The organism is Actinomyces sp. S6-Spd3, assembly GCF_000758755.1.
Lineage (GTDB): Bacteria > Actinomycetota > Actinomycetes > Actinomycetales > Actinomycetaceae > Pauljensenia.
Map to the genome: position 1 here is coordinate 434,441 of NZ_JRMV01000281.1, position 23,135 is coordinate 457,575.

23 protein-coding genes and 6 tRNA genes are annotated in these 23,135 nt (G+C 55.4%); 21 read left to right on the forward strand and 8 right to left on the reverse strand.

Annotated features, from left to right (window positions below):
* The first annotated feature begins 55 nt into the window (after nt 1-55).
* Both HMPREF1627_RS09085 and HMPREF1627_RS09090 read left to right on the forward strand, forming a co-directional pair.
* On the forward strand, nt 56-592 hold the full coding sequence (locus HMPREF1627_RS09085; RefSeq protein WP_034503725.1) for a DUF5998 family protein: 537 nt from the start codon (nt 56-58) through the stop codon (nt 590-592).
* Complete coding sequence (locus tag HMPREF1627_RS09090; protein WP_034503167.1) at nt 579-1,721, forward strand: alkaline phosphatase family protein; 1,143 nt, start codon at nt 579-581, stop codon at nt 1,719-1,721. The genes HMPREF1627_RS09085 and HMPREF1627_RS09090 overlap by 14 nt, the downstream gene beginning before the upstream one ends.
* Here the strand turns inward: HMPREF1627_RS09090 and sepH are convergent.
* On the reverse strand, nt 1,718-2,674 hold the full coding sequence (gene sepH, locus HMPREF1627_RS09095; protein ID WP_034503170.1) for a septation protein SepH: 957 nt from the start codon (nt 2,672-2,674) through the stop codon (nt 1,718-1,720). The genes HMPREF1627_RS09090 and sepH overlap by 4 nt on opposite strands.
* Before the next feature lie 173 nt (nt 2,675-2,847).
* Between sepH and HMPREF1627_RS09100 the strand changes: the two genes are divergently transcribed.
* Genes HMPREF1627_RS09100 through HMPREF1627_RS09115 form a run of 4 tightly spaced genes read left to right on the forward strand, consistent with a single transcriptional unit; the run spans nt 2,848 to nt 4,823 of the window.
* Complete coding sequence (locus tag HMPREF1627_RS09100; protein ID WP_034503172.1) at nt 2,848-3,150, forward strand: DUF4193 domain-containing protein; 303 nt, start codon at nt 2,848-2,850, stop codon at nt 3,148-3,150.
* An 18-nt stretch (nt 3,151-3,168) separates the two neighbouring features.
* The gene (locus HMPREF1627_RS09105; RefSeq protein ID WP_034503176.1) at nt 3,169-3,813 is read left to right on the forward strand and encodes a DUF3710 domain-containing protein; all 645 of its coding nucleotides are present in this window, start codon (nt 3,169-3,171) and stop codon (nt 3,811-3,813) included.
* Entirely contained in the window at nt 3,806-4,183 is a 378-nt protein-coding gene (locus HMPREF1627_RS09110; protein WP_034503179.1) for an OB-fold nucleic acid binding domain-containing protein, read from the forward strand. Before HMPREF1627_RS09105 ends, HMPREF1627_RS09110 begins: the two co-directional genes overlap by 8 nt.
* The gene (locus tag HMPREF1627_RS09115; RefSeq protein WP_034503182.1) at nt 4,173-4,823 is read left to right on the forward strand and encodes a DUF3159 domain-containing protein; all 651 of its coding nucleotides are present in this window, start codon (nt 4,173-4,175) and stop codon (nt 4,821-4,823) included. Before HMPREF1627_RS09110 ends, HMPREF1627_RS09115 begins: the two co-directional genes overlap by 11 nt.
* Here HMPREF1627_RS09115 and HMPREF1627_RS09120 read toward each other — a convergent pair.
* Together HMPREF1627_RS09120 and HMPREF1627_RS09125 are read right to left on the reverse strand one after the other, a co-directional pair.
* Nucleotides 4,792-5,466, reverse strand: a complete 675-nt coding sequence (locus HMPREF1627_RS09120) for a potassium channel family protein (RefSeq protein ID WP_034503185.1) — start codon at nt 5,464-5,466, stop codon at nt 4,792-4,794. The genes HMPREF1627_RS09115 and HMPREF1627_RS09120 overlap by 32 nt on opposite strands.
* A gap of 3 nt (nt 5,467-5,469) precedes the next feature.
* Entirely contained in the window at nt 5,470-6,120 is a 651-nt protein-coding gene (locus HMPREF1627_RS09125; protein ID WP_034503188.1) for a potassium channel family protein, read from the reverse strand.
* A gap of 122 nt (nt 6,121-6,242) precedes the next feature.
* Here HMPREF1627_RS09125 and HMPREF1627_RS09130 point away from each other — a divergent pair, with 122 nt between their 5' ends.
* Together HMPREF1627_RS09130 and HMPREF1627_RS09135 are read left to right on the forward strand one after the other, a co-directional pair.
* Nucleotides 6,243-8,249 (forward strand): APC family permease, encoded by a 2,007-nt coding sequence (locus tag HMPREF1627_RS09130; RefSeq protein WP_034503191.1) that lies wholly within the window; start codon nt 6,243-6,245, stop codon nt 8,247-8,249.
* Nucleotides 8,246-9,508: a class I SAM-dependent RNA methyltransferase gene (locus tag HMPREF1627_RS09135; RefSeq protein WP_034503194.1), complete on the forward strand. Its 1,263-nt coding sequence runs from the start codon at nt 8,246-8,248 to the stop codon at nt 9,506-9,508. The genes HMPREF1627_RS09130 and HMPREF1627_RS09135 overlap by 4 nt, the downstream gene beginning before the upstream one ends.
* 91 nt (nt 9,509-9,599) lie before the next feature.
* On the opposite strand, the gene HMPREF1627_RS09140 is transcribed toward HMPREF1627_RS09135, so the two are convergent.
* Nucleotides 9,600-11,597 carry an alpha/beta hydrolase family protein gene (locus tag HMPREF1627_RS09140; RefSeq protein WP_034503197.1) on the reverse strand — a complete coding sequence of 666 codons (1,998 nt, stop codon included), beginning with the start codon at nt 11,595-11,597 and terminating at the stop codon, nt 9,600-9,602.
* A 141-nt stretch (nt 11,598-11,738) separates the two neighbouring features.
* Here HMPREF1627_RS09140 and dxs point away from each other — a divergent pair, with 141 nt between their 5' ends.
* Nucleotides 11,739-13,646 (forward strand): 1-deoxy-D-xylulose-5-phosphate synthase, encoded by a 1,908-nt coding sequence (gene dxs, locus HMPREF1627_RS09145; RefSeq protein WP_034503200.1) that lies wholly within the window; start codon nt 11,739-11,741, stop codon nt 13,644-13,646.
* Here the strand turns inward: dxs and HMPREF1627_RS09150 are convergent.
* Together HMPREF1627_RS09150 and HMPREF1627_RS09155 are read right to left on the reverse strand one after the other, a co-directional pair.
* Nucleotides 13,632-14,870: an HRDC domain-containing protein gene (locus HMPREF1627_RS09150; protein ID WP_034503203.1), complete on the reverse strand. Its 1,239-nt coding sequence runs from the start codon at nt 14,868-14,870 to the stop codon at nt 13,632-13,634. The genes dxs and HMPREF1627_RS09150 overlap by 15 nt on opposite strands.
* Before the next feature lie 3 nt (nt 14,871-14,873).
* Nucleotides 14,874-15,422, reverse strand: coding sequence for a DUF3000 domain-containing protein (locus tag HMPREF1627_RS09155; protein ID WP_081940811.1), 549 nt, complete (start codon nt 15,420-15,422; stop codon nt 14,874-14,876).
* 160 nt (nt 15,423-15,582) lie between these two features.
* Between HMPREF1627_RS09155 and HMPREF1627_RS09160 the strand changes: the two genes are divergently transcribed.
* The 10 genes from HMPREF1627_RS09160 to HMPREF1627_RS09205 all read left to right on the forward strand — a co-directional run bounded on the left by HMPREF1627_RS09160 (nt 15,583) and on the right by HMPREF1627_RS09205 (nt 19,623).
* A tRNA-Gly gene (locus HMPREF1627_RS09160) sits at nt 15,583-15,655 on the forward strand.
* A gap of 1 nt (nt 15,656) precedes the next feature.
* Nucleotides 15,657-15,728 (forward strand) — tRNA-Val (locus HMPREF1627_RS09165).
* A gap of 49 nt (nt 15,729-15,777) precedes the next feature.
* Nucleotides 15,778-15,850, forward strand: a tRNA-Gly gene (locus HMPREF1627_RS09170).
* Nucleotides 15,851-15,888: 38 nt separating this feature from the next.
* Nucleotides 15,889-15,959 (forward strand) — tRNA-Cys (locus HMPREF1627_RS09175).
* A gap of 1 nt (nt 15,960) precedes the next feature.
* Nucleotides 15,961-16,032: transfer RNA gene (locus HMPREF1627_RS09180), tRNA-Val, on the forward strand.
* A gap of 98 nt (nt 16,033-16,130) precedes the next feature.
* Nucleotides 16,131-16,217, forward strand: a tRNA-Leu gene (locus HMPREF1627_RS09185).
* Nucleotides 16,218-16,386: 169 nt separating this feature from the next.
* Nucleotides 16,387-17,091: a DsbA family oxidoreductase gene (locus tag HMPREF1627_RS09190; protein ID WP_034503206.1), complete on the forward strand. Its 705-nt coding sequence runs from the start codon at nt 16,387-16,389 to the stop codon at nt 17,089-17,091.
* The gene (locus HMPREF1627_RS09195; RefSeq protein WP_034503209.1) at nt 17,091-18,113 is read left to right on the forward strand and encodes a GNAT family N-acetyltransferase; all 1,023 of its coding nucleotides are present in this window, start codon (nt 17,091-17,093) and stop codon (nt 18,111-18,113) included. The genes HMPREF1627_RS09190 and HMPREF1627_RS09195 overlap by 1 nt, the downstream gene beginning before the upstream one ends.
* Nucleotides 18,114-18,187: 74 nt before the next feature.
* Nucleotides 18,188-19,285, forward strand: a complete 1,098-nt coding sequence (locus tag HMPREF1627_RS09200) for an FAD-dependent oxidoreductase (RefSeq protein ID WP_034503211.1) — start codon at nt 18,188-18,190, stop codon at nt 19,283-19,285.
* 23 nt (nt 19,286-19,308) lie between these two features.
* Nucleotides 19,309-19,623 (forward strand): hypothetical protein, encoded by a 315-nt coding sequence (locus HMPREF1627_RS09205; protein ID WP_034503214.1) that lies wholly within the window; start codon nt 19,309-19,311, stop codon nt 19,621-19,623.
* Between the two features lie 65 nt (nt 19,624-19,688).
* Here the strand turns inward: HMPREF1627_RS09205 and HMPREF1627_RS09210 are convergent, their stop codons facing one another.
* Complete coding sequence (locus HMPREF1627_RS09210) at nt 19,689-20,606, reverse strand: aldo/keto reductase (protein WP_034503217.1); 918 nt, start codon at nt 20,604-20,606, stop codon at nt 19,689-19,691.
* A gap of 86 nt (nt 20,607-20,692) precedes the next feature.
* On the opposite strand from HMPREF1627_RS09210, the gene HMPREF1627_RS09215 reads away from it, so the two are divergent.
* Nucleotides 20,693-21,550 carry an undecaprenyl-diphosphate phosphatase gene (locus HMPREF1627_RS09215; protein ID WP_034503220.1) on the forward strand — a complete coding sequence of 286 codons (858 nt, stop codon included), beginning with the start codon at nt 20,693-20,695 and terminating at the stop codon, nt 21,548-21,550.
* Nucleotides 21,551-21,577: 27 nt separating this feature from the next.
* A complete protein-coding gene (locus tag HMPREF1627_RS09220) occupies nt 21,578-22,267 on the forward strand; it encodes an HAD family hydrolase (protein WP_034503223.1) in 690 nt (229 codons plus the stop codon).
* Here the strand turns inward: HMPREF1627_RS09220 and HMPREF1627_RS09225 are convergent.
* Nucleotides 22,264-23,103: a RecB family exonuclease gene (locus HMPREF1627_RS09225; protein ID WP_034503225.1), complete on the reverse strand. Its 840-nt coding sequence runs from the start codon at nt 23,101-23,103 to the stop codon at nt 22,264-22,266. The genes HMPREF1627_RS09220 and HMPREF1627_RS09225 overlap by 4 nt on opposite strands.
* Nucleotides 23,104-23,135 lie beyond the last annotated feature (32 nt).

Here is a 23,135-nt window from a genome sequence, read left to right on the forward strand (position 1 = left end):
CTACGAAAAGGTTCAGAATCCGCCAAGTACACGCCGCTCTTGTTAAGATTGTGTGGTGAAACTGGATCTCGACATTGAACGTGCGGGTTTCTTCCCGCAGCTGGCCACGCGCGCTGTTCATCGGCTCGTTGGTGATCACGAAGTCAAGGCGTCCGTCGTTCAAGTCGAGGCTGCATTTGACCGCGGATCCATGTTCCGTCACCTGACGATTCTGATTCTCACCGGCACTTCTTTTATTCAAGTCCACATTGACGAGGCAGACAATCACAGTGCTGTTGTGACTTCCGCCGTGCACTCAGTACGGGCGATTCGTGGAGTTTCAGTCCAAGAAGTTTTTGCAGATCCGACGGATAACGAGGAGATCAGCGAAATTACGATCAGCGTCGACATGGCTTCTCAAAGACGCAGCGACATTGAGTCGCTTCGCTGCGATGATCCCTCTTGCCAGGCTGATCATGGTTTCCAGGCTCGCACCTATCCAGATGATGTGACGATCCGAATCTCGCAGCTTGGAGATGGTGCGCGAGCATGTGCAGATGCTCAGAACTTGATTGATACTCTCACGCAGGTGATCAGCGATGAGCATCTCTAATCTTCGTGCGCGTGGCGCGTGTATGGCAGGGGATAACGACATCTCTTTGACTGATGTTATTCCGACTGCGCTGGGTGCTGTTATCCCATCGTTAGCTTTTGCTCGCCCTGATCTTGCTCGGCGACTTGCAATGCCATCGGCTGATGCAGTGGTCGTTATTCTTGTCGACGGTTTGGGGTTGCTTCCCCTTCAAGAGCACTTGGGGCACGCCAGAACTCTTCGCAGTTTTCGTGACGGTATTGAGGCTGCATACTCGGTTGTTCCTTCAACAACGGCAGCGGGTATTACGGCCTGCGGAACTGGCCAGCTCCCGGGCCGAACGCGCATGGTGGGCTATAGCGTGTTTCATGGCGAGCAGATCTTCAATCTCCTTGCATTTACCGAGGGGATTGATCCCGCGCACTGGCAGCAATGTCCTACATATTTTGAAGAACTCCGCGAGTTGGGAATTCAGAGTGCGACTATTCTTCCCGCTAAGTTCGCTGGATCGGGGCTCACCACCGCAGCGCTACGTGGCGCCCATTTTGTTCCCGCAACTGGCTGGGATGAGCGCTGTGATGCAGCGGTGACTGAGCTGAAACAGGGCAGGAAGCTTGTCTACCTCTACTGGTCCGATATCGATGCTTGTGGACACTCTTACGGTACCGATTCAACGCAGTGGAGCGATGCGCTTGAAGACTTTGACGCCGGACTGGGACGCTTCCTTTCACGAATCCCTGCTGGTGTGCGCGTTGTGCTCACTGCAGACCACGGCATGGTCAACATTGATTTCTCGCAGATTCTTGACGTCGCACAGACGCCTGCTTTGCGCGATGGAGTTCGCGTGGTCGCAGGGGAGACACGCGCGGTTCATGTCCACTGCGAGCGCGGTGAAGATCCCGAACGCGTTCAAGAGCGTTGGGATAACTTCCTTGGTGAGCGGGCTTGGGTTGTGGGGCCTAGCGAGCTGTCCGAATTGATGGGAGACGGCCCCGGCCTAGCCGAAACGGGTGACTTTGTTGCTTTTTCACGAGGCCGTGGTGGGATCGTCGACAGCCGCACGCAAAGTGCAGGCGCGATGTCCCTTACCGGCGTTCACGGCTCCTTGACCCAAGAGGAAATGCTCATCCCGCTTATTCGCCTGGCTTAGGCGCGCGAGCCGAAAACGATTTCGTCCCAGCTCGGTACTGAACGCCGCTTTGATTTCTTCGGCGCAGGTGCCGAGGGCACATCTTCGAGCTGTTCCAAAGGAAGCGGGGGCTCATCGGTTTGGGCACCAGACTGTGTCTCTTCATCTGCCTGGGTTGAGCTTCGACGTGCTTCCGTCAAAGAATGGATTCGTGCAGCAAGAGATTCAACTCCCGCGGGAAGATGCGGAAGATCTTCATCCTCCTCGTCTTCATCGATGTCATATTCAATCTCTTGGGGCTTCCCCCTTTGAGAATTGAGCTGATCGATGAGCGCCTCGCGCTGCTGCATATCATCTTCGTCCGCGGTTGGTAGTGGCGCAGGGGTCGGAAGAGCAGCGAAGGTCTGAACGCCCGTCGGAGAGGCAGTTTCGGTAAGCCAGCGGGCTTCCTCGTCAATGGCCTCGAGATGACCGGAGGAAGGAAGACGCCACTGAGCGCCGTGTTCGACGGCTCCCTGGACAAAGGACAACTGAATGACCCAGGGAGAATCCGCTTGGCGTGAGGCCGACCAATTAAGAGAATCCGGGCTAACGCCTCGGGCAGCAAGACGATCGACAACCAAATCTCCCATGACCGGAGAGTCCGGGAGTGATCCGATGTGACTGGAAAGCGCGCGTGAAAGTGCGTAATCCTTTTCAGCCTGAACGGGGGCTTCGTAACGCGTGATTTGGGAAACCTCAACATTGTGTTCGCGTGCAATATCTACAGCACGCGCACCTGCACGGAGGAGCGCCTGAATTTCGCGAGGGCGTAAAGGCTTATCCTCACTCACTGCCTCGATGCGTGGACGGTCGCGACGAACGGCTCCGCGTAGCTCATCGGTAATTGGGGTGGTGTAACGACGGCCCTCGCTATCCGTGAAGACCAGTGTTTCCTCGTCAGCGCCAACTCCGAGAAGATCAAGATCGATCATCGTTTCCTCCTTGCATCTGCTCTCAGATTTTCTCAAAGATGCAGCGAAAATCGGCGATTGCTGGGGCGCGTGTCCTTTTCAGTAGCGCGAAAAGTTTCAACGTGTTACCCTGCAGCCCAGCGAATGTGTTGTGTGTGAACGTGACGCATCACGACAGATAAGGGGAGGGCATTATGGCTACCGATTACGACGCACCTCGTAAGAATGACGATGATGTTGCGGAAGACTCGATTGAAGAGCTGAAGTCTCGCCGCAACGATTCTGGCTCTGCCAACGTTGATGATGACGAGAATGAAGCTGCAGAGAATTTTGAGCTTCCCGGTGCTGACCTTTCGAAGGAAGAACTGACGGTTCACGTCGTCCCCAAACAGGACGATGAATTCACCTGCTCAATGTGTTTCCTCGTGCATCACGCTTCGCAGCTGGCCTACACAGATGACAACGGCCAGCCCGTCTGCACTGAGTGTGCCGGCTGAGCGTGAGATAATTCAGTTATGTTCGGACGTAAGCGTAAGGAATCTCAGGTAGAAGAAGAGGTCGAAGAGGTAAAGCTTCCGCAGCTCTACGATGAGTCAGAGTTGTGGGAGATCCCTGGACCTCGTGAGGAATACGAAGTAGACACCTCGGTGGACTACGTTGATCTAGGATCGTTGCGTATCCCTGCTGTCCCAGGAATGCAGATTCGCGCTCAAGCGGGCGAAGATGGCAAGAGCATCATCCGTATCATGCTGGTCTTGGCTTCGTCAGGCCTTCAGTTTTCCATCGCGGCCGCACCCCGCTCGGGTGGGACCTGGGATGAGCTTCGCCCTCAAATTCGTGCAGCTTATGAAGAAGGCGGAAGCACCGTACGTGATCGACACACTCGCTACGGTCACGAGCTTGAAGTCGATGAGTCGGTGACGCTACCCGACGGATCAGAGGGGACGACTCGTACTCGTATTATCGGGCGAGAAGGTGACCGCTGGTTTGCCCGCATCGATATGGTTGGACCGGCTGCTCTCGGCGGGCAAGAAGCCAGCGATTTCGAAGAACTGATCGATCGAATCGTTGTTGTTCGCGGCAGCGAACCCCATCCGCGCCTCGATCTTCTCCCGTTGCATCTGCCTTCGCAAGAAAGTGTCGAAGTTCCGAATGTTTAAGCAAATCTTTGCTCGTATCTCGCGTCTATTTTCTGTAACACGAGAAGACCTTGACGCCGACGATGAAAAGCGGAGCAGAGAAGAGCGTGGACGACGGGCAGTTGCCGATGTTCTTCCTCGTGAAGAGGCCGTGCTATTTGGTGCAATTCAATCGGTGACCTATTACCCGGAAGAGATTCGTCCGCTGATTGATGCGACTCTCTTTGACGGAACAGGGACGATCGTTCTTCGATGGCCGGGGCGCACTGATATCCCCGGTTTGCATGCGGGAATTCACCTTGAAGTTGAAGGAACTGTCGGATTAACCAATGGTGTGAAGGTCATGACCAACCCTCTCTACCGACTGATTGCTGAAGAGAATGCCGAATAATCGTTACTCTTGGCTTGCTGACGAAGAGTTTTCTCTTCACAGCGTTCTTGGCGGTGCTAGGGGAGTAGCCGAGGCTGTTCTCCCCGGTTTGGTCTTCTTAGGCGCGTATCTCATAAGCGGTGCTTTAGTGTATTCCGCGCTTGCATCGGCGCTGTGCTCAGTCATTTTTACTGTGATTCGAATTGCACAACGACAGGCTGTGGTACAGGCCATTTCGGGACTATTCGGGGTTGCTATTGCAGTTGTCTGGGCCCTTGTTTCTGGCCGTGGTATTCATTTCTTTACCTGGGGGTTGTTGACAAATGCCGCCAGTGCGCTTGTTCTGCTTTTGAGCCTTGCCGTCGGCTGGCCGTTGGTCGCCGTCATATTTGGAGCGCTTACTGGACGACCCCTGAATTGGATGCGTCAGAGCGAAATGCGCGAACTCGCACGCAAGTGTGTCTGGCTCACACTCGTGTGGACGGCGCTTTTCATTATTCGGCTTGTGGTTCAGGTACCACTATGGCTGAGTGACCAAGTCGCATGGCTATCCGCCATGAAAATTGCCTTAGGTATTCCCCTGTTTATTCCGGTAGCGTGGCTGACGTGGTGGTTGCTCAAAGATGATTTCAATCGAGCGGCACCGTCACCATCTGAGTGAGCGCATCCAAGACTTGACCGCCGCGTGCGGAAATAAGGAAGACTAGCTCATCTCCAGATTCATATTGGTCGTCTGCCCGCGGGGCAAAAGGCTCTCCGTCACGCAAAATCGCGCTCAGTACGACACGCGGTGGGAAAGCGACATCTGCGATGCTCTTGCCGATAATCGGAGAATTCTCGGGAAGAACAAAGGCATACATTGCTGCCTGAGCTGAATTGAAAGCAAAGAGCTTAACCGGCGTACCAACAGAAATAGCTTCTTCCACCAGCGCAGTCATGATACGCGGCGTTGAGACGGGAACATCGACTCCCCACGAGGCATTGAACAACCATTCATTCTTCGGATTGTTCAGACGTGCAACTACTCGAGGAATTGCAAATTCAGTCTTGGCCAGGAGCGAGATGACGAGGTTTGCCTTATCGTCTCCCGTGGCGGCGAGGACAACGTCAGCCTCTCGCAGACCTGCCTCGGAAAGCGCCTCAGGAGAGCAAGCATCAGCCAAAACCCACTCGGCATCTGCGACGGATGCCACACGCAGCTGATCAGGCTTCTTATCGATTAACGTGACTTCATGGCCATGGTCGAGAAGCTCCAAGGCGACTGCGCGGCCCACTGAACCCGCTCCAGCAATAACAATTTTCATCTCTCAGTCCTCCATACGCGGAGCACGCGTCAAAACATCGCGGAGCGGAAGGGGATCTTCGCCCGAAATTGCAAAGTAGAGCTGGTCGTATTCTTGGATAACAAGCTCAGGTCGTGCCGGAAGAATCGTTCCCAAACGAGAGACAAATGCAATTCTTTCGCCTGTGAGCGTCTCTACAGTTGGGAAGGGAATTCCATACCAATCAGCGATCGGTGTCGCTGTGACCAGAGAGACCAAACCGGAAGGGTGAGTCCAGGTGACGGCGGCATCGGGAGGCATGAGGCGACGCAAAACTGATTCAGTCGTACGTTTGACTGTCGCAACTGTGGGAATACCCAGGCGCTCGTAAACAAAGGCGCGTTCGGGATCATAGATTCGGGCAACGACGCGTTCAACATGGAAAGTTTCGCGCGCAACACGTGCGGCAATGATATTCGTATTATCTCCGCTGGATACTGCAGCGAAAGCATAGGCATCTTTGATACCCGCCTGTTTGAGAGTATCGCGGTCCATGCCCAGTCCAGTAACGCGGCGTCCCGAAAAATCCCGTGGGAGCCTCTGGAAGGCTTTGGAGTCTGAATCAATCACAGCGACTGAGTGGCCTTGCGCGTCAAGAATGCCTGCAAGACTTGCGCCCACTCGGCCGCAACCCATAATTACGAAGTGCACACTCCAACGCTACTCGCCCGAAGGGCAAAAAGCATCTCTTGACACTGTTTAGCGGTTACCCGTCGAACAAAAATGACGCTCGGTCCTCCAAAGGATAGTCTTATAAGGTGTCTTCATTCGTTGAATCCGCGAAACGAGTAATTATCGGACGCCCTATCCGTTCGAAAGCCGCGGCTCGCCAGCTCCTTCCAAAACGACTTGCCTTGCCGATCTATGCTTCGGACGCACTGTCATCAGTGGCCTATGCTCCCGATGAAATTCTGCTGACCTTGGCGCTTGCCGGGTCAATAGCCTTGATCAAGTCTGTATGGATCGGGGTCGTTGTTGCCTGCGTTTTGGCTGTGGTCGTCTTGTCGTACAGGCAGACGGTTCATGCCTATCCCTCTGGTGGCGGGGACTACGAGGTCGTCACAACCAACCTCGGACCGAGCTGGGGACTTCTTGTTGCTTCAGCTCTGCTAGTCGACTATGTGCTCACCGTTGCAGTGTCAATTTCTTCGGGCGCAAACTACATCACGACTATCGTTCCTCACCTGCGGGGTTCTGAAGTTCCCATCGCTGTGGGCCTCATCGTCTTTCTCACTCTTGTTAACCTGCGCGGAACACGCGAGGCAGGAACCGCTTTCGCGATCCCGACATACACCTACATGTTCGCGATCGCTCTCATGGTGATCGTCGGGTTTATCCGACTTTTCACAGGCCATCTACCCATGGCCGCCAGCGCTGCTTATGAGATTCAGGCGAGCAACGCACACGTTGACGGACTTGTTGGTCTGGGCGGCGCTTTCTTGCTCATGCGAGCTTTCTCATCCGGATGCGCAGCGCTAACCGGCGTCGAAGCAATCTCAAACGGCGTTCCAAACTTTCGCCGCCCGAAATCGAAAAATGCCGGAATTACTCTGCTACTTCTGGGCAGTATCGCGGCGACGATGATGATTTCTATCCTTGTGCTGGCACGCCGCACCGGGGTACAGATGGTGGACGATACGTCTAAGGTATTCCTCAACGGAACGCCTCATCCTGAGGTCCATTTTGCGCCGGTTATTGGCCAACTGGCCTCGACAATCTTCGGAGACGGCTCCGTCCTCTTTATTCTGGTAACGGCAGTGACGGGCTTTATTCTCGTTCTTGCTGCGAACACCGCCTTCAATGGCTTCCCGACCCTGGCCTCGGTCCTCTCACGCGATTCTTTCTTACCGCGCCAGCTCTACAAGCGCGGTGATCGGCTCTCTTATTCCAACGGAATCATGGTCTTGGCGGTCGGCGCTTCAGCCTTGGTTATTCTTTTCGATGCGAGCGTGACTCGCCTCATTCAGCTCTATGTCGTCGGTGTTTTTGTCTCCTTCACACTCTCACAGCTGGGAATGATCCGACATTGGAATAAGCGTCTTCGACTGCCTCAAAATGGGGGAGAGCGCGGTAAAGTTTTGCGCTCGAGGTCGATCAATATTGTCGGTTTTATGATGACGGGTTTTGTCCTCACCATCGTTCTCGTCACGAAGTTTACGCACGGAGCGTGGATCACTGTCGTCATGATCGCACTTGTCTTTGGCATTCAGCGTCTGATTCGTCGACACTATGACACGATTCGCGGTCAGCTCCGTATCGATGACTGGCATGCGCGACGTGCCCTTCCCACCCGTGTGAGGGCTCTGGTATTGGTGTCTAACCTGTCAAAGCCTTCGATGCGTGCAATCGCAACAGCGCGTGTTCAATCGCCAACCAACCTTGAAATCGTCTCAGTGGTCGCGGATCTTGACGAAGAAGAACATATTCGCCGCGAGTGGGATGAATCGGGACTTCCGGTTCCGCTCACATTGATTTCCTCTCCGTTTAGAGATGTCACGCAGATCGTGAAATCGTATGTGCGCGCACGGAGGCTTCGTTCCCCCGGAGAAATGCTCGTGATTTATATTCCCGAGTTCCTTGTTCGCCACTGGTGGGAAAATCTGCTCCACAATCAGATGGCACTGCGCTTGTCGCGGTCTCTGCTTCGTATTCCTGGCGTTGTCGTGACCATTGTTCCGTGGAAGCTCGGTGAAGAAGCTGAGGTTGAAGGACGCCAGAGCGTGAACGATCCCTTCAAACGGCGTGAGGCAAAGGAGAGGGCATGAGCAGGGGCGAAGAAGTTTGCGAACTGACGATTGGCGCTCCCGCACACGGCGGTGCCTGCGTCGCTCGCGATGAGTCTGGACGTGTGGTTTTTGTTCGACATGCCTTGCCCGGTGAGCGCGTTCGTGCGCGCATCATTGATCGACAGAAACGTATGGCCTGGGCCGAGGGTATAGAAATCCTTGAAGCCAGCCCAGACAGAATTTCGAGCGTCTGGCCGGCGGCCGGGCCTGGAGGCGTGGGCGGCGGCGAACTTGCGCATGTGAGTCCTGAAGGTCAACGTCGCTGGAAGAGCGAAGTTCTATTGGACCAGCTCGGGCGTATTGGCCGCGATCGCGTTATGCAGCAGGTCGATGCGATTGGCGGAGTAGAAGTCCGGCCCGCACCCGGTGATGAAGAATCCGGCAGTCTTCTCGGGCGGCGCACACGCATTGAGTGTGTTGTTGACGCGGAAGGATTTCTGGGGATGCGTCAGTATCGCTCCCACAAGATTGTGCGGCTAGATTCAATGCCCTTGGCATCAGCGCAGATCAACGCACTCCCCGTTTGGGAAGGTAACGAGGTCTTTTCTTCCCTCCCGCAGGGCTCTCGAGTTCGCCTCATTGCACCACCTGGTGGCACTCCCGTGATCTGCACAGATCAGGGTTGCTGGGATGGGGAAGGTAATTCTTGGGACGGACCTTTGCACTGGCGCATTTCACATCCTCAAGGGATGGATGAATACGCGGTTCGCCCGTGGGGTTTTTGGCAGACCCACCGCAGCGGCGCCGAGGTCTTGGCACGAAACGTCGAAGAGATCGTGAGCGCGCATTCCCCATCTCGGGTTATGGAGCTTTATTCGGGCGCGGGGCTCTTTTCGCTTCCCCTTTCGCGCATCGTAGGCGACCAGGGTGCCTTGGTCACGCTCGAGGCTGACGAGGCCGCGGTTGCTGATGCTGCGAACAACCTTGGGCGCAGCGTCTGTGAGCCATTCGTCGGTGATGTGGATGGCGGTGCAGTGCGCGAGTTGAACGATTACATCGGTGGCGTAGAAGTCATCGTTGCAGATCCACCGCGCGCGGGTGCAGGTCAAGAAGTGTGTCATGCGATGGCCAACACTGGAGCTCAATGCATTGTGCTGGTTTCCTGCGATCCAGCAGCTGCTTCTCGCGATCTTCACGATCTGTGCGAGAAGGGCTACCACATTGCGGATATGAGGGCGTGGGATTTGTTCCCCTACACGCATCATTTCGAGGTGATGACGGCCCTCACCAAGGATTGATGCAGCGACGACTAAGCACATCGTGCTGGGCTCACTAATGGCGTGGGGCAGACCAAAACGGTCTGCCCCACGCCTTGTCTGTCCAAGAAGTTTAGAGGTTTTGAATCTCTACCTTCACGGGACATGAAGCATTAAGCTTCCAGACTTGCGAGTAGAAGCTGAGTTCGCTTTCCCACGAGTCTTTAATATTTTCGGCGCGGCGGAAGCCGTGGCCTTCGCCCTCGTAAATACGCAAAGCGACCGCGCGTCCGTTGCCACGAAGCGCCTCGTACATCGATTCAGCTTGGGAAGGAGGTACGACCTTATCGGCACTTCCCTGGAGGAGAAGAAGCGGCGCACGGATCTGGTCAATCTTATGTATCGGGGAACGCTCGATCCACAACGAGTCATTCAGATTGTCCGAGCCGAGCAGCTTGAGATCGTAGTGGGATTCAAACTTGTGGGTTGTAGCTTCCAGTAGTTTGAGATCAGCAATACCAAAGAGAGAAGTTCCAGCGGTGAAGACGTCGGTATCGGCCAAGGCAGAAAGGACGGTGTAGCCGCCAGAGGAACGGCCTCGGATCGCAAGGCGCGCGGGATCGGCCAAGCCCTGAGAAACCAGGTACTGAGCGCCCTCTGCGCAATCCTGGACGTCGAGGACGCCCCAGTGCCCGTTCAAGCGCTCACGGTATGTACGCCCGAAACCGGTGGAGCCCCGGTAGTTGACATCAAGGTAGGCGAAGCCTCGTGAGGTCCAATACTGCACTCCGATGGATAAGCCAGCGCGCGCCGAAGAGGTCGGGCCGCCGTGCACGTTGACCAACAGAGGCGGAAGATCCCCCTCGGGAGCAGTAAACTGCGGGTTCTTAGGCGCGTAGTAGAAGCCGTAGACGGTTTCTCCGTCACTGCTTGTCCACGAAACCGCTTGCGCCTGTGAGATCAGTTCTTCAGGGAGTCGCTCTTGCGACGAGGAACGCATGACGCGAGAAGAACCACCGGAAACTTCGACAATCGCGGGTTCGTGGGTGGGGGAGTCAGCAAGAGTGACAACGCGGCCCTCGAAGCACGCAACATTGCCAGTCGGCCACCACGGGGTGCGCCACTCTTCACACATTCCGTTATCGAGGCGAACAGTTCCCAAGTGCCAGGTTCCGTTCTCAGCCCACGAGCAAATCAAATTCTCGTAGTCGAAATTGTCGTAGGAATGCAGACCGAGCTGCCAGTGCGGGTGCGAGAAAGCTCGAGGACTGGGGTGGAGCGGACGAGTTCGCAAGCGTCCCATCCATGCGAGCGCGTCTTCATCTTCATTCCAGTGGAAGCCCTCGGTGCGGTAGAGATTCGCCCAACCAGAAGAATCGTCAACGTGAATGAGATCGCCGTTGAGGGTCCATCGCGGTTCATAGACGCAGACCTTCGGGCGGTCAACTAGAACCAGGGAAGCAGATACGCGGCCTTCAAAGTCCAGAGCACCTACATGCAAGGTGGAGTGCGTCCATGCCATTTCGGGGTGATTCCAGCTCAGCCACGCGAGTTTCGTGCCATCTGGGCTAATTGCTGGGGAAGAAACGAAATCAGTACCGCTGAAGATCGACACGATTTCGAAGGCATTACGGGCCGCGCGTCCGTCTAGAGGAATCGCAACAAGAGAGTTGACGGGTTCACCTGGGTTTGAGTGGTCCTCTGCAACGGCGTAGACGAGGCCTCGTACATCTGCGATTTCAAAGTCACCGTAGCGCACCTTGCCGAGGGGCGTAAGGGGAACGAGTTTGCGGTGAGGATCGCGAGTATTGAATGCATAGACCCGGCCATCAAAACCGTCAGAAAAGACAATCAATCCTTCCGAGACCGCGTAGGCCTTACCACCATACTCGTGGACGCGTGTACGCACGTCAGGCAGGCGGATGCCATCGATCAAAGGAAGAACTTCAGAAATCTGTCCCATTGAATTCGAACGCAAAAGGGTGTTGCGCCCCTGGTCGCGGGGATTTCCTTCAACCCAGTAGGTATCGGCCTCGTCGACGCGTACCTGCGACAGCTGCACTGATGTCTGAGTATACGAATCAGCTTCTACAGGAGAATCCCACTGTCCGTACGGGCGTTGCACGCTCATCATGTCTCCTTCTGCATGTGGGGAAAGTTCTCGCCGCATCCATTCTAATTCCTGGCGCTATCTCATGCTTTGAAGAAGTCGTGTGCTGAAATTCCGGCGCTCTTTCAGCCTCATTGCATCCTTGACACTAGAATCGTTCCCATGACGCAATCCGAGAATCAAGCTTCGCTGCTGAGCACTATTGATTCACCCCGCGATCTTAGGCGGATTCCGACCGCGCAATTAGACTCTCTTGCTGAAGAGATTCGTACGAAACTGATCGATGACGTATCAAAGACCGGCGGACATCTGGGGCCGAACCTTGGCGTTGTCGAGCTCACCATCGCACTTCATCGAGTCTTCCGCTCTCCCTCTGACACAATCGTCTTCGATACCGGGCACCAGACCTACGTCCACAAGTTGCTGACCGGTCGCCAGGATTTTTCACACCTACGCCAAGAAGGCGGCATTTCGGGATACCCCAGTCGTAAAGAATCCATTCATGATGTCGTGGAGAACTCTCACGCGTCCTCATCCCTATCGTGGGTCGATGGAATCTCGCGTGAAAAAGCACGAAGGGGAGACCCCACGTGGACTATTGGGGTCATTGGCGATGGCGCATTGACCGGCGGAATGGCGTGGGAAGCGCTCAATAATATCGCCTCGGATCCCAAGAGACGTGCCATCATCGTCGTCAACGATAACGGCCGTTCCTACGCGCCAACGATTGGTGCTTTTGCGCGTCATCTTGATCTTCTGCGCTCATCTCAGAACTATGAGAAGGCGCTGTCCTGGGGCAAACGAACTCTGATGAATTTCGGCGAGCCGGGACGAGCAACTTATGGCGCACTGCACGGCCTGAAAACCGGACTGAAAGACACTCTCATTCCGCAGGCGATGTTCGAAGACCTCGGCCTGAAATACCTTGGGCCCGTCAATGGTCACGATATCGCTGCCATGGAAGAGATCTTCAATCGGGCCCGTGAGCTTCATGAACCAGTACTCATCCATGTGATGACACAAAAAGGACGCGGCTACACTCCAGCTGAAGAAGACATCGCGGATCGCTTCCATGCCGTTGGAAAGATACATCCGGAAACGGGGCTTCCTATTGCTCCGGCACGTTTTGCGTGGACCAGCGTTTTCGCTGACGAGATCCGAAAGATTGCCCATGAGCGCGCGGATATCGTTGGTATTACGGCGGCAATGATGCTTCCTGTAGGTCTAGGTCCTTTTAAAGATGATTATCCCGATCGCGTTGTCGATGTGGGCATCGCAGAGCAGCACGCAGTTGCAGCCGCAGCTGGGATGGCATTTGCGGGCGCTCACCCGGTATTTGCAGTCTACGCAACATTCCTCAACCGGGCTTTCGACCAGATCCTCATGGACGTCGGACTCCATCACTGCGGCGTAACTTTTGTGCTTGACCGCGCTGGAATTACCGGCGATGACGGAGCTTCGCACAACGGCATGTGGGATATTTCCATGCTGAATTCCGTGCCTGGATTGCGTCTGGCCGCGCCGCGTGATGAAGCCACCTTACGTGAAGAACTTCGCGAGGCCGTTGCTGTTGGTGATGCTCCAACCGTCTTGCGTTATCCCAAGGGCGCCTTGAGTGACCCGATCGTTCAACTGCGTAGAGAAGGCGGTTGCGACGTCCTTAAGGACTGGGATGAAAAGAGCGCACTGCCTCGTGTGTGCATTGTCGCGCTCGGATCGATGGTTCCGGCTGCACTTGAGAGTGCAGCGCGTCTTGAAGAGGAAGGCAAAGCCAGCGTTCGAGTGGTTGATCCCAGGTGGGCACTTCCCGTTCCAGAAGCTCTAGTTTCGTTGGCTAAAGGCGCAGATCTTGTCTTGAGCATCGAGGATGGTCTTGTCGATGGGGGATTCGGTTGGTCGCTGCGCGACCTATTGAGTACTCACGACGAAACGCTGGATATTCGCGTTGTCACTGCGGGTATTCCAAAGGAATTTCTTGATCAGGCAAGTCGCGCCAGTATCGTGTCTACCTTGGGTTTGGATGCTGAAGGACTCACAGCGACGCTCATGCGCGAACTAGCCCGCAAGTAGCTGATGAAGCTCGGGCGCAACGATGGCAACTTGCCACGGGCGCGCGCCCTGAGCCGCGAGGTATTCATCAACGGGACCCATTGGTTCGCCCTGCGAGTAGTCCCAGGCGAGTGCTCGCTGGATACGTGGTTCTAGTAGGATCTCCGGGCTGATTTCGAGGTGTTGAGCCTGCTGGGCTACGCAGTCGCGCACCTGGAGAAGCAAATCATGTGCCTCTGCACGTAGGCGTTGCCAGTGACGAACGCTAGGGGTGTGTTCATCGTCTTCTTTGCGGTGACGAGGCGGGAGCTGGTTGTCGGGAAGAACGAGTGCCCTTCCGACGGCGGCCAGAAAACGGTCAGCGTAACGGCGGGTTTGCGGTGAACGAAATTCCGCGATCGAGAGCAGATTATGGCGGGTTCGGGGTGGGCGTTGAGCAGCGTGAATAATTCCACTGTTGCGCACCAGACGTCCAGGCGCCAAGTCGATTTCTTGCGCAATCGCATCGCGCTCAAACCAGAGTTCTCGGGCAATAGCCAGAGCTCTCTTGGAGGTGAGTTTGCCGATGCCGGGAATTGACCGCCAACGATCTTTCTTCGGTTTGGGAGGCGCGGCCTCGGCAATGTGAGAAAACTCCTGCTGCGCCCACGAAAGGCGCCCGAGAGCCTCTAGACGCAGCTCAAGCGCGTCCTTTAAGGCTGTCAGGAGCTCGACATCGAGGACCGCATAGCGGAGCCAATCTTTGGGAAGTGGACGCACAGACCAATTAGCGGCCTGGTGGTCCTTAAGCAAAGCAAGTCCAAGAATCTGTTCGCATACTGCAGAAAGGCCGAAGTGCGTGAGGCCGACTAAACGAGAAGCGACCTGGGTGTCAAAGAGCTGGGGGACTTTCAGGCCGAGCTCGCGTAGGTTGGGAAGATCTTGCGAGGCATCGTGAAGAATCCAGGAGGCTTCAATAGATGACTGAAGGATCTTCAGATCACGGAGCTCAGCGGTATCAATTAAGAAGGAACCGACGTCCTCGCGGCGCAGTTGAAGAAGATACGGGGAGGAGCCGTAGCGAAAGCCCTGTGCTCGCTCGACATCGACAGCCAGAGGCATTGCTGAGTGGCCGAGTTTTTCTGCAGCATCTTTCAAGGCCTCAACGGTCGAAATGACCTCGGGGATCCCGTCTCGGGGAAAGGCAATGAGCTGTGGATCTTCGGTGTCGCCCCGGAGAATTCCGTAGGGGTTGTCGACTAACACGACCTAAGCCCTCTCAAGAAAGCGTTGGTTTTCAACGCCAGCGATACGACACATGAGGTCCTGCCACGCGAGGAGGTGCTCGCCAATCCATGGCGTATTGGGAGTGAGTGAAGCGCGGATTTCCACAGCCAAAGTTGAACCCATTAAGAGAAGACCGCCGAAGGATTCGCTGACTTCCTTGCTGACAGTTCCAGTCAAGTCATGGAAACCGGCGCCGCGCTCTTCAAGGCAATCGTGGGTCCAATTCCACAAAGCCTCAGACAAGAGGGGATCCGAACTCATATCCGCATCGATTTGGGCTCGAAGTTGAGTAACGAGGCGGAATGGACCATTCCATCCCATCTGTCCGTTTGGGTCGTGTAAGACGATGAAACGTCCGAAGGCGAGTGCTTCATCGTGAGCCATTTGAGTGGTTCGAAGTGCAAGCGCAGCGGTGAAAGGAGCAAGTGCCCGGGGTGCGGGAACTTCCTCGATTTCAACGTGAGGATGTACCGCGCCTCGCAATGACATGAGTGCGGTTCGGAAATCCTCTGGTGGTGCCACTTCGATCACGTCCTTGACTTTATGGGGGAGTGTCTAAATGGGGGTGGAGGCGCGCCGTCGCAATGAAAAACAGGGTATGTGAGCGGGGACACTCGCTCCTGATTTGTGTTCCGGGGCCAAACCCTGTTAGGCTTCCATCCGTTGCAAAACCGTTTCGATGGTTTCAAACGCGGATGTGGCTCAGTTGGTAGAGCATCACCTTGCCAAGGTGAGGGTCGCGGGTTCGAGTCCCGTCATCCGCTCGGGCGATTGGCGCAGTGGTAGCGCGCTTCCCTGACACGGAAGAGGTCACTGGTTCGAACCCAGTATCGCCCACTGTCGTTATCTAACGACGGACAAGGCCCCAGTCTGATAGAGACTGAGTGCGGATGTGGCTCAGTTGGTAGAGCATCACCTTGCCAAGGTGAGGGTCGCGGGTTCGAGTCCCGTCATCCGCTCTAACCTTCCGAAAATCCTTGTGGTTGAGGTTGGATAGGGTGGGTTGGCCGAGAGGCGAGGCAGCGGCCTGCAAAGCCGTATACACCGGTTCGAATCCGGTACCCACCTCGGGCGATTGGCGCAGGGGTAGCGCGCTTCCTTCACACGGAAGAGGTCACTGGTTCGATCCCAGTATCGCCCACGGAAATTTTGAAACGCTCGCGCGAATCTCGATTTGTGACTGACGCTCGTGCGTGTTAAAGTTTCCAAGCCGCAAAGCTTTGGCTTTGTGAGTCACCTGCGCGGGTGGCGGAATAGGCAGACGCGCTAGCTTGAGGTGCTAGTCCTCATTTTACGAGGGTGGGGGTTCAAGTCCCCCTCCGCGCACAAGTGCCCGGGGATCATCTGATCCCCGGGTTTTCTTTACATTCCGTGCATCATTGTTGGATGAAAATACGCCGTGGGCGGGTTAAGACGCGTTTTGCAGTGGTAACTCTTGAAGGGCGCACGTACCCTTTTGGGTAGGACGATAGATACCGTTTTTCAAGGAGAATGCATGCATATCGACGTATGGGCAGATTTTGCGTGCCCTTGGTCTTACCTCGGTATCCATCATCTACGAGACGCTCTCACGCGTTTTGAACATCGCGATCAGGTTGAGGTTCGTTTCCACGCCTATTTGCTTGATCCTGAGCAATCGAGCGTCCTTCAGATGTCTCAGGCGGAATTCCTGGTTCATACCCATCCCGGAATGAGCCTGGACGAGGCCGATGAGGCACTCGAGCGCGTCAGTGAACTTTCGCGAGCAGATGGTATTTCCTTGGACTTTGAATCCTTGGTTCTTGCTCCGACGTCCTTTGCCCATAAGGCTATGGCTGCAGCTCGAGAAATGGATGAACGCTCTGGAATCACGACGGGTGCAGCAACCTACCAATTCACCTACGCCGAGGCCTTGTTCCGCGCACGCTTTGAAGTTGGTTTAAACCTTGCCGACCCCGACGTGCTAATCGGGTGCGCACAGGACGTGCGAATCCCCGAAATGCTGGTTGTTGACGCGCTCAGCGATCCTGTGGCCTCGTCCGAAGTATTTTCGGACTACCAAATTGCAATTCAGATGGGGATTGACTCAATACCGACCTATCTCTTCGATCGGCGTTTCGTCGTTCAAGGTCTCCAGAGCCTCGATGCGACGGTACGTATTTTGGAAAGCGCGTGGAGCCAATCATTGAGTTCCACAGATACGACGGAGGAAACACACTAATGCAGTCATTTGACGTTCGTGGCGATCGCATCGTCTTGGTTCCGATCTCAGTTGAGGATGCCGCCGATCTCACTGCAGCCCTCCAGGATCCGATTTTTCACGAAACAACTTCGATTCCGTATCCCTACACCTTGTCGATGGCTGAAGGGAACCTCGCCAAAGTTCCAGCGAAGTGGGAACAGGGGAGCACAGATTGGGCCATTCGAAGTGTCGACGACGGACGTTTCCTTGGCCGCTTCGAACTTATTCGAAACGCTCACTTTTCTGACCGTTATGAAGTTTCATATTTTGTTAGCCACGATGAATGGGGACAGGGCATTGCAACGGAAGCGGTTGCTTGTGCCCTCGATGCTGCTTTTGGAACCTTGGGCGCTTCCCGAGTCGAATGGGCGGCACATGTAGGAAATTGGGGTTCGTGGAAGGCCGTGTGGAAGAACGGCTTCCGCAAGGAAGGCGTTGTCCGTCTTCCCGGTTACGAGGCCTGGGTGGGGGGCATTCTTTCAACCGACCCGCGCACTCCCGCCACTGCCTGGGACGGTCCCAGTGCTGGGGCACCCGAAGTCTTGGATTCATCGCGTCCGCAAGATCTTGTTCAGCAGTTCCACCGCACGTACTTCATGCCTGACCGCGTCCGAGACGGTCAGGAACCGACACTTGACTATGAGCGTCTCCACATGCGAGTGAGCTTGATCCGCGAAGAGTTTGCTGAGCTTCTGGGGGCGGTGTACGGAAAGGAAGCGCGTGCAATCGTTGAAGAAGCGACGCAGCGCGCAACCGCAGCCGACGATGGAACCCGTGACATTATTGAGACTGCTGATGCCCTCGGGGATTTGGTCTACGTCATCTACGGCATGGCCCTCGAGTCTGGTATTGACTTGAATCGCGTCCTCGCTGAAATTCAGGCATCGAATTTGTCGAAGCTGATGCCGGATGGAAGCGTAAAGCTTCGCGAGGATGGCAAGGTTTTGAAGGGGCCGAACTTCTTCACCCCGAACATTGCACGAGCCCTCGGTCAGCAATAACACACTTTTTGCGCTCGTCGCGCAGAAAGTTTTCGGGGACAATGAAGGGGAGCGAACGAGTAAAGGAGAGCGCTGTGGCCCGAGTCGTCGTTGTCGGTGGCGGATACGGTGGTGTCACCGTCGCCAAGGGACTTGATCCTTTGGCTGAAGTCATCTTGGTTGAACAAAAGGATCAATTCGTTCATCACGCTGCCGCTTTGCGTGCAGCTGTTGACGAGGCGTGGCAGCACTCGATCTTCATGCCCTACACGAACCTTTTGACCAATGGCCGGGTTGTTCATGGAACCGTTTCACGCGTTGAAGGCACTCGGGTACACATTTTCGGGCAGGATCCGATTGATGCGGACTACGTCGTGCTCGCAACTGGCTCTACCTATCCTTTCCCCGCGAAGTACACAGCCTCGCGTTCAGACGTCGCAAAAGCTCGTCTGAGCCAGCTTTCCGCGTATCTGCATGGCGCGCGCTCTGTGCTGCTTGTCGGTGGCGGAACCGTTGGCATCGAATTTGCTGGGGAACTGCGTCATGCCTTCCCCGACATTGACATCACTTTGGTCGAGAAGAGCCCCGAAATCCTGCCGACTTACGGCTTCTCTGAGGCTCTGCGTGAGCAGGTACGTGAGCAGCTGGCGGAACTGAACATCCGCCTTTTGGAAGGTTCAGAGCTTGCCTACCTCCCGCCGTTTAATGTCGGCGAACTCGGTCACTTCAATGTCGAAACCAAGGACGGTCAGAGCATCGAAGCAGACATCTGGTTCCAGTGCTATGGCTCGCGTCCAAATTCCGGCTACGTTGTCGGCACCTCTTTGGAAGCTGCGCTGCGTCCCGATGGTGCTCTGAGGGTTGAACCGACGCTGCTTGTATCTGGACAAGAGCGGGTCTACGCAGTCGGCGACCTAACCGATGTTCGCGAGTCAAAGCGTGCGGATGCTGCGCGTGCTCAGGCGCGTGTCGTTATCGCAAATATCTCCGCACAGCTGGCTGGAAAGGCTCCCGAAGTTCAATACGTTCCCAGTGATGAATGGGTGATTTTGCCGCTGGGTCCCGAGCACGGTGTGTCCCAGCTTCTCGATAATGAGGGAAATGCTCGTATTCTAGGCGCGGATCAAACTGCCGAGATTAAGGGCGCTGACCTCATGGTTTCGGGTATTCGTTCTCAGCTGAACTTGCCCTAGAGTTTCGTGTAGGATATGTGACCATGACCACGAATCCGCGCCTCGTTCTTGATCAATTGATCGCAGCCTTCGAAAACCACTATGAAGTTACGTCTTCAGACCAGGTTGACGAGCAGGCACTGCTTGACGCTGAAGAGGCACTTCGTGACGCCTTTTTCACCTACGACGACGTACTTTTTACGCAGTATGAAGTCGAGCTTCCTTTCGACCTCATTGTCTCTGACGATGAGGAAGACGAAGAAGATGACGATGATTTCATCGATCTCGACGAAGACGATGAATCAGACGATGACGACGATGATTTCATCGATGTTGAAGATGAGGACGATGACGACTGAGATTGTCGCCTAAAGGTCAAGTAAATCTATAAGTGTGGGGCAGCTCGATGGCTGCCCCACACTTACTATTCGGCTGCTAATTCGTTGAGCACGCCGCGGATCGGTGAAGGCAATTCAAGCTGTCCACCAAGAAGCTGCTCAAGCTGCTTGAGGTTCCTTGGCCCAATAATTGCACTCGTCACCCCGGGAGTATCGCGTACCCAAGCGAGCGCGATGTCTGCGATTGAAGACTCAAGCCCCTGCGCAGCCTGGGAGAGGGCCTCGACAATGGGATCACAGGAATCAAGGTACGGCGCAACGGTGTGACGCAGATGAGTGGAGGCTGCGCGTGAGTCCGGGGGAGTGGCATGGCGGTACTTTCCAGTCAGCACACCTCCGGCAAGTGGCGAGTGCGCAAGAAAACCGAAATTCTTGTCTTGGGCACGACCAAGGAGGGGAGAAGAACACACAAGTGAGAACTCTTCTTCGACAGCAGTTAAGGGTAGCGTTTCGGACTTTGCCCAAGCCAATGCGCAATCCCAGGTATCGCGGTGACTTAACCCCACGTAGTGTGCGCGACCGCTGGAATAAGCCCACTGAAGCGCTAACAGCGTTTCCTCCAGGGGAATCGGTGTACTTGAAGGCGTCGCTAGCCAAAGATCGACATAATCGGTGTCGAGAATCGCCAGTGTTGTGTCCAGGCAACGCAGCATGTCTCCGCGGGAAGCGGAAACCTCGTTAGAACCTTGCGAAAAACGCATTGCACCTCGCAGAGCGATAACAATGCGATGACGTCCGACCTGCTTGAGCGCCTGCGCAAGGACGCTAAGTGCGCGTCCGCTACCGTGGAGAGGGCTAATTTCGACGAGGCTCCCCCCAGCATCAACGAATGCAGTCAACATTGCACAGGCCTGTTCCTCGTCGGTATCGCGCCCCCACGTCAACGTACCTAGGCCAAGGCTCGAGACGGCCAGGCCGTGTTTTCCGCAGTGTCGAATATCCATGGATCTAGAGTAGAACGCCAGCTCTATGACGGCCTACACATGCACATATTTCGCCCTGACAGGGCCCTGGGCCCTACAGTGGAGGTATGAGCTGGCTTGATGCAATTATTCTCGGGCTTGTCCAAGGTCTGACAGAATTTCTTCCAATTTCTTCTTCGGCGCACATTCGAATCGTTGGAGAACTGATGGGGTCCTCTGACCCGGGCGCAGCCTTTACGGCAATTACACAGATCGGGACAGAACTCGCCGTCCTCATTGTCTTCTGGAAAGACATCGTGCGGATTCTTCGAGCATGGTTCCACTCATTGCCGCTCGGTTCGCGTGACTCACGCGTCCCATCATCGGATCCTGACGCGCGCATGGGATGGATGATCATCGTTGGCTCCCTTCCCATCGGAATTCTGGGCCTACTCTTCCAAGACGCAATCGATACGACGCTGCGTAACTTGTGGATTACCTCTGCGATGCTCATTGTCTTCGGCCTTCTTCTAGGCTTTGTCGACCGTTATGCGCCGGATACGCGCGAGCTGAAATCGATGAGTTGGAAAGACGCAATACTCTATGGCCTTGCGCAAGCAATGGCTCTGATCCCCGGCGTCTCCCGTTCGGGAGGAACCATCACCATGGGCCGTTTCCTCGGCTATTCCCGCGAAGCTGCAGCTCGCTATTCTTTCCTTCTGGCGATGCCCGCGATCATGGCCTCGGGACTGTATAAAGTCGCCAAGGTGGTCACCGGCGGGGACGCTATTGCGGTCGGCCCAACCATCCTCGCAACAGTGATTGCCTTCGGGGTTGGAATCGTTGTTATTTTGTGGTTCCTCAAGATCATTTCGACGCGTTCTTACGCACCTTTTGTGTGGTATCGCATAGCCATTGGTATTCTTGTAGCCCTTGGCCTTGTCACCGGAGTGCTTTCTGCATTGGGAACGGGCGCAGGCGCGTAATCGTTCGAAGAAGAGAGGACCGCACGAATGACACAACCTCAGGCAATTCTTTTCGACATGGATGGAACCATCGTCGATACAGAACCCTTGTGGGAAGCTGCCGAAGCGCGGGCTCTTGCCGATATGGGCACGAAAATGACCCCTGATATGCGTGCTCAACTCTTAGGCTCGACCTTGCCGCGCATGGTGGCTCTCTTGCGTTCCTTCGCCGCGCATCCCCTTGACGAGGCCGTGGTTGGCCAGCGCGTTGAACAAGGCGTGATCGATCTCCTTGATGAGGGACTGCCGTGGAAAGTGGGACTTCGCGAGCTTCTTGAGTGGGCGAATTCCAAGGGAATTCCTACCGCGGTTGTCACCGCGACGCGTCGTCATGTCGCTTCTCGCGTACTTGCCCACGCCCCGGTTACTCCGGGTTTTACGACAGCCGTCTACGGCGACGACGTCACCGAAGGAAAGCCCTCGCCAGAGGGCTACCTCATGGCAGCGCGTCTTCTTGGGGTTGATATTGCGTCCTGTCTGATTGTTGAGGATTCTCCCGTAGGACTCCAAGCAGCTCAGGCGAGTGGTGGAGTGCCTGTGGCGATCAAAGGTGCGGCATCCGAAGATTTCGCGAAGAACTATCCGTACATTCGTGAGCTTTCAGACCTGAATGAGGAAGTTATCGAGGCGATTATGGCAGGTGAGTGCCCGAATTTTGTCCAGGAGGCAAGTTCCTAACGGGAAGCCGGCCCTACGGCTAGAAGGCGCTCGAGTCCTTCTTGTGGAATCTTGGGGCTTTCTCCGTTAAAGAGCGGACATAGCTGCTGTACTCCGCACCAATTGCACAGGGGATTCTTGCGTGGTGGGAAGTATTCTTTCACGGCATCGTTTCTGATCTGCTCCCATAGAGTGCTCAGCTGCGCACTCAAGCGATCGATATCTGCCGGGTCTGGGTCGAAAGTTAAGACCTTTTGCGAGGCGAGGTAAACGAGCTGGGTACGTTTAGGTAGCCGCTCAGTGAGGCTGAGAAGAAGTGCATAGAAACGCATTTGGAAAAGAGCTTCTTCTTGGAATCGCTCGGAGGGCGCTTTGCCGGTCTTGTAATCAATGACGCGTAAGTCGCCATTTGGAGCCCGATCGACACGGTCGATATACCCCAAGAGGTGAACGCCATCTTGAGTCGTTCCCTCTACTAGGGCTTCCCTTGAATAAGGTTCGAGTGCGCGCGGTTCCTCGATCTGAAAGTAGTTCGAGATCATTGAACGCATGCGTGCGTACCAACGCTCAAAATCCGCATGATCTTGAAAGAGATTCATCACCGTGGGGTCTTGCTCAAGAGTCGCCTTCCATTCGCGTTCCAAGAGGTTGTGAGCGAGTGCTTCATCGCGTTGCATTCGCGGAGCCGCGTAGAGGTTTTCGAGCGCGCTGTGCACGGTAGTTCCCAAGAGAGTTGCCTGAGTGGGAGGCTCTTTGACCCGGTCGACAACGTGAAGACGGAACTGAAGTGGACAGCGCTGATACTCTTTCGCACGGCTTGCCGACAATGCTGGATGACTCGGACGGGAATTCCTCATGGTCCTACCGTAACGAGTTCCACCTTCTTAGG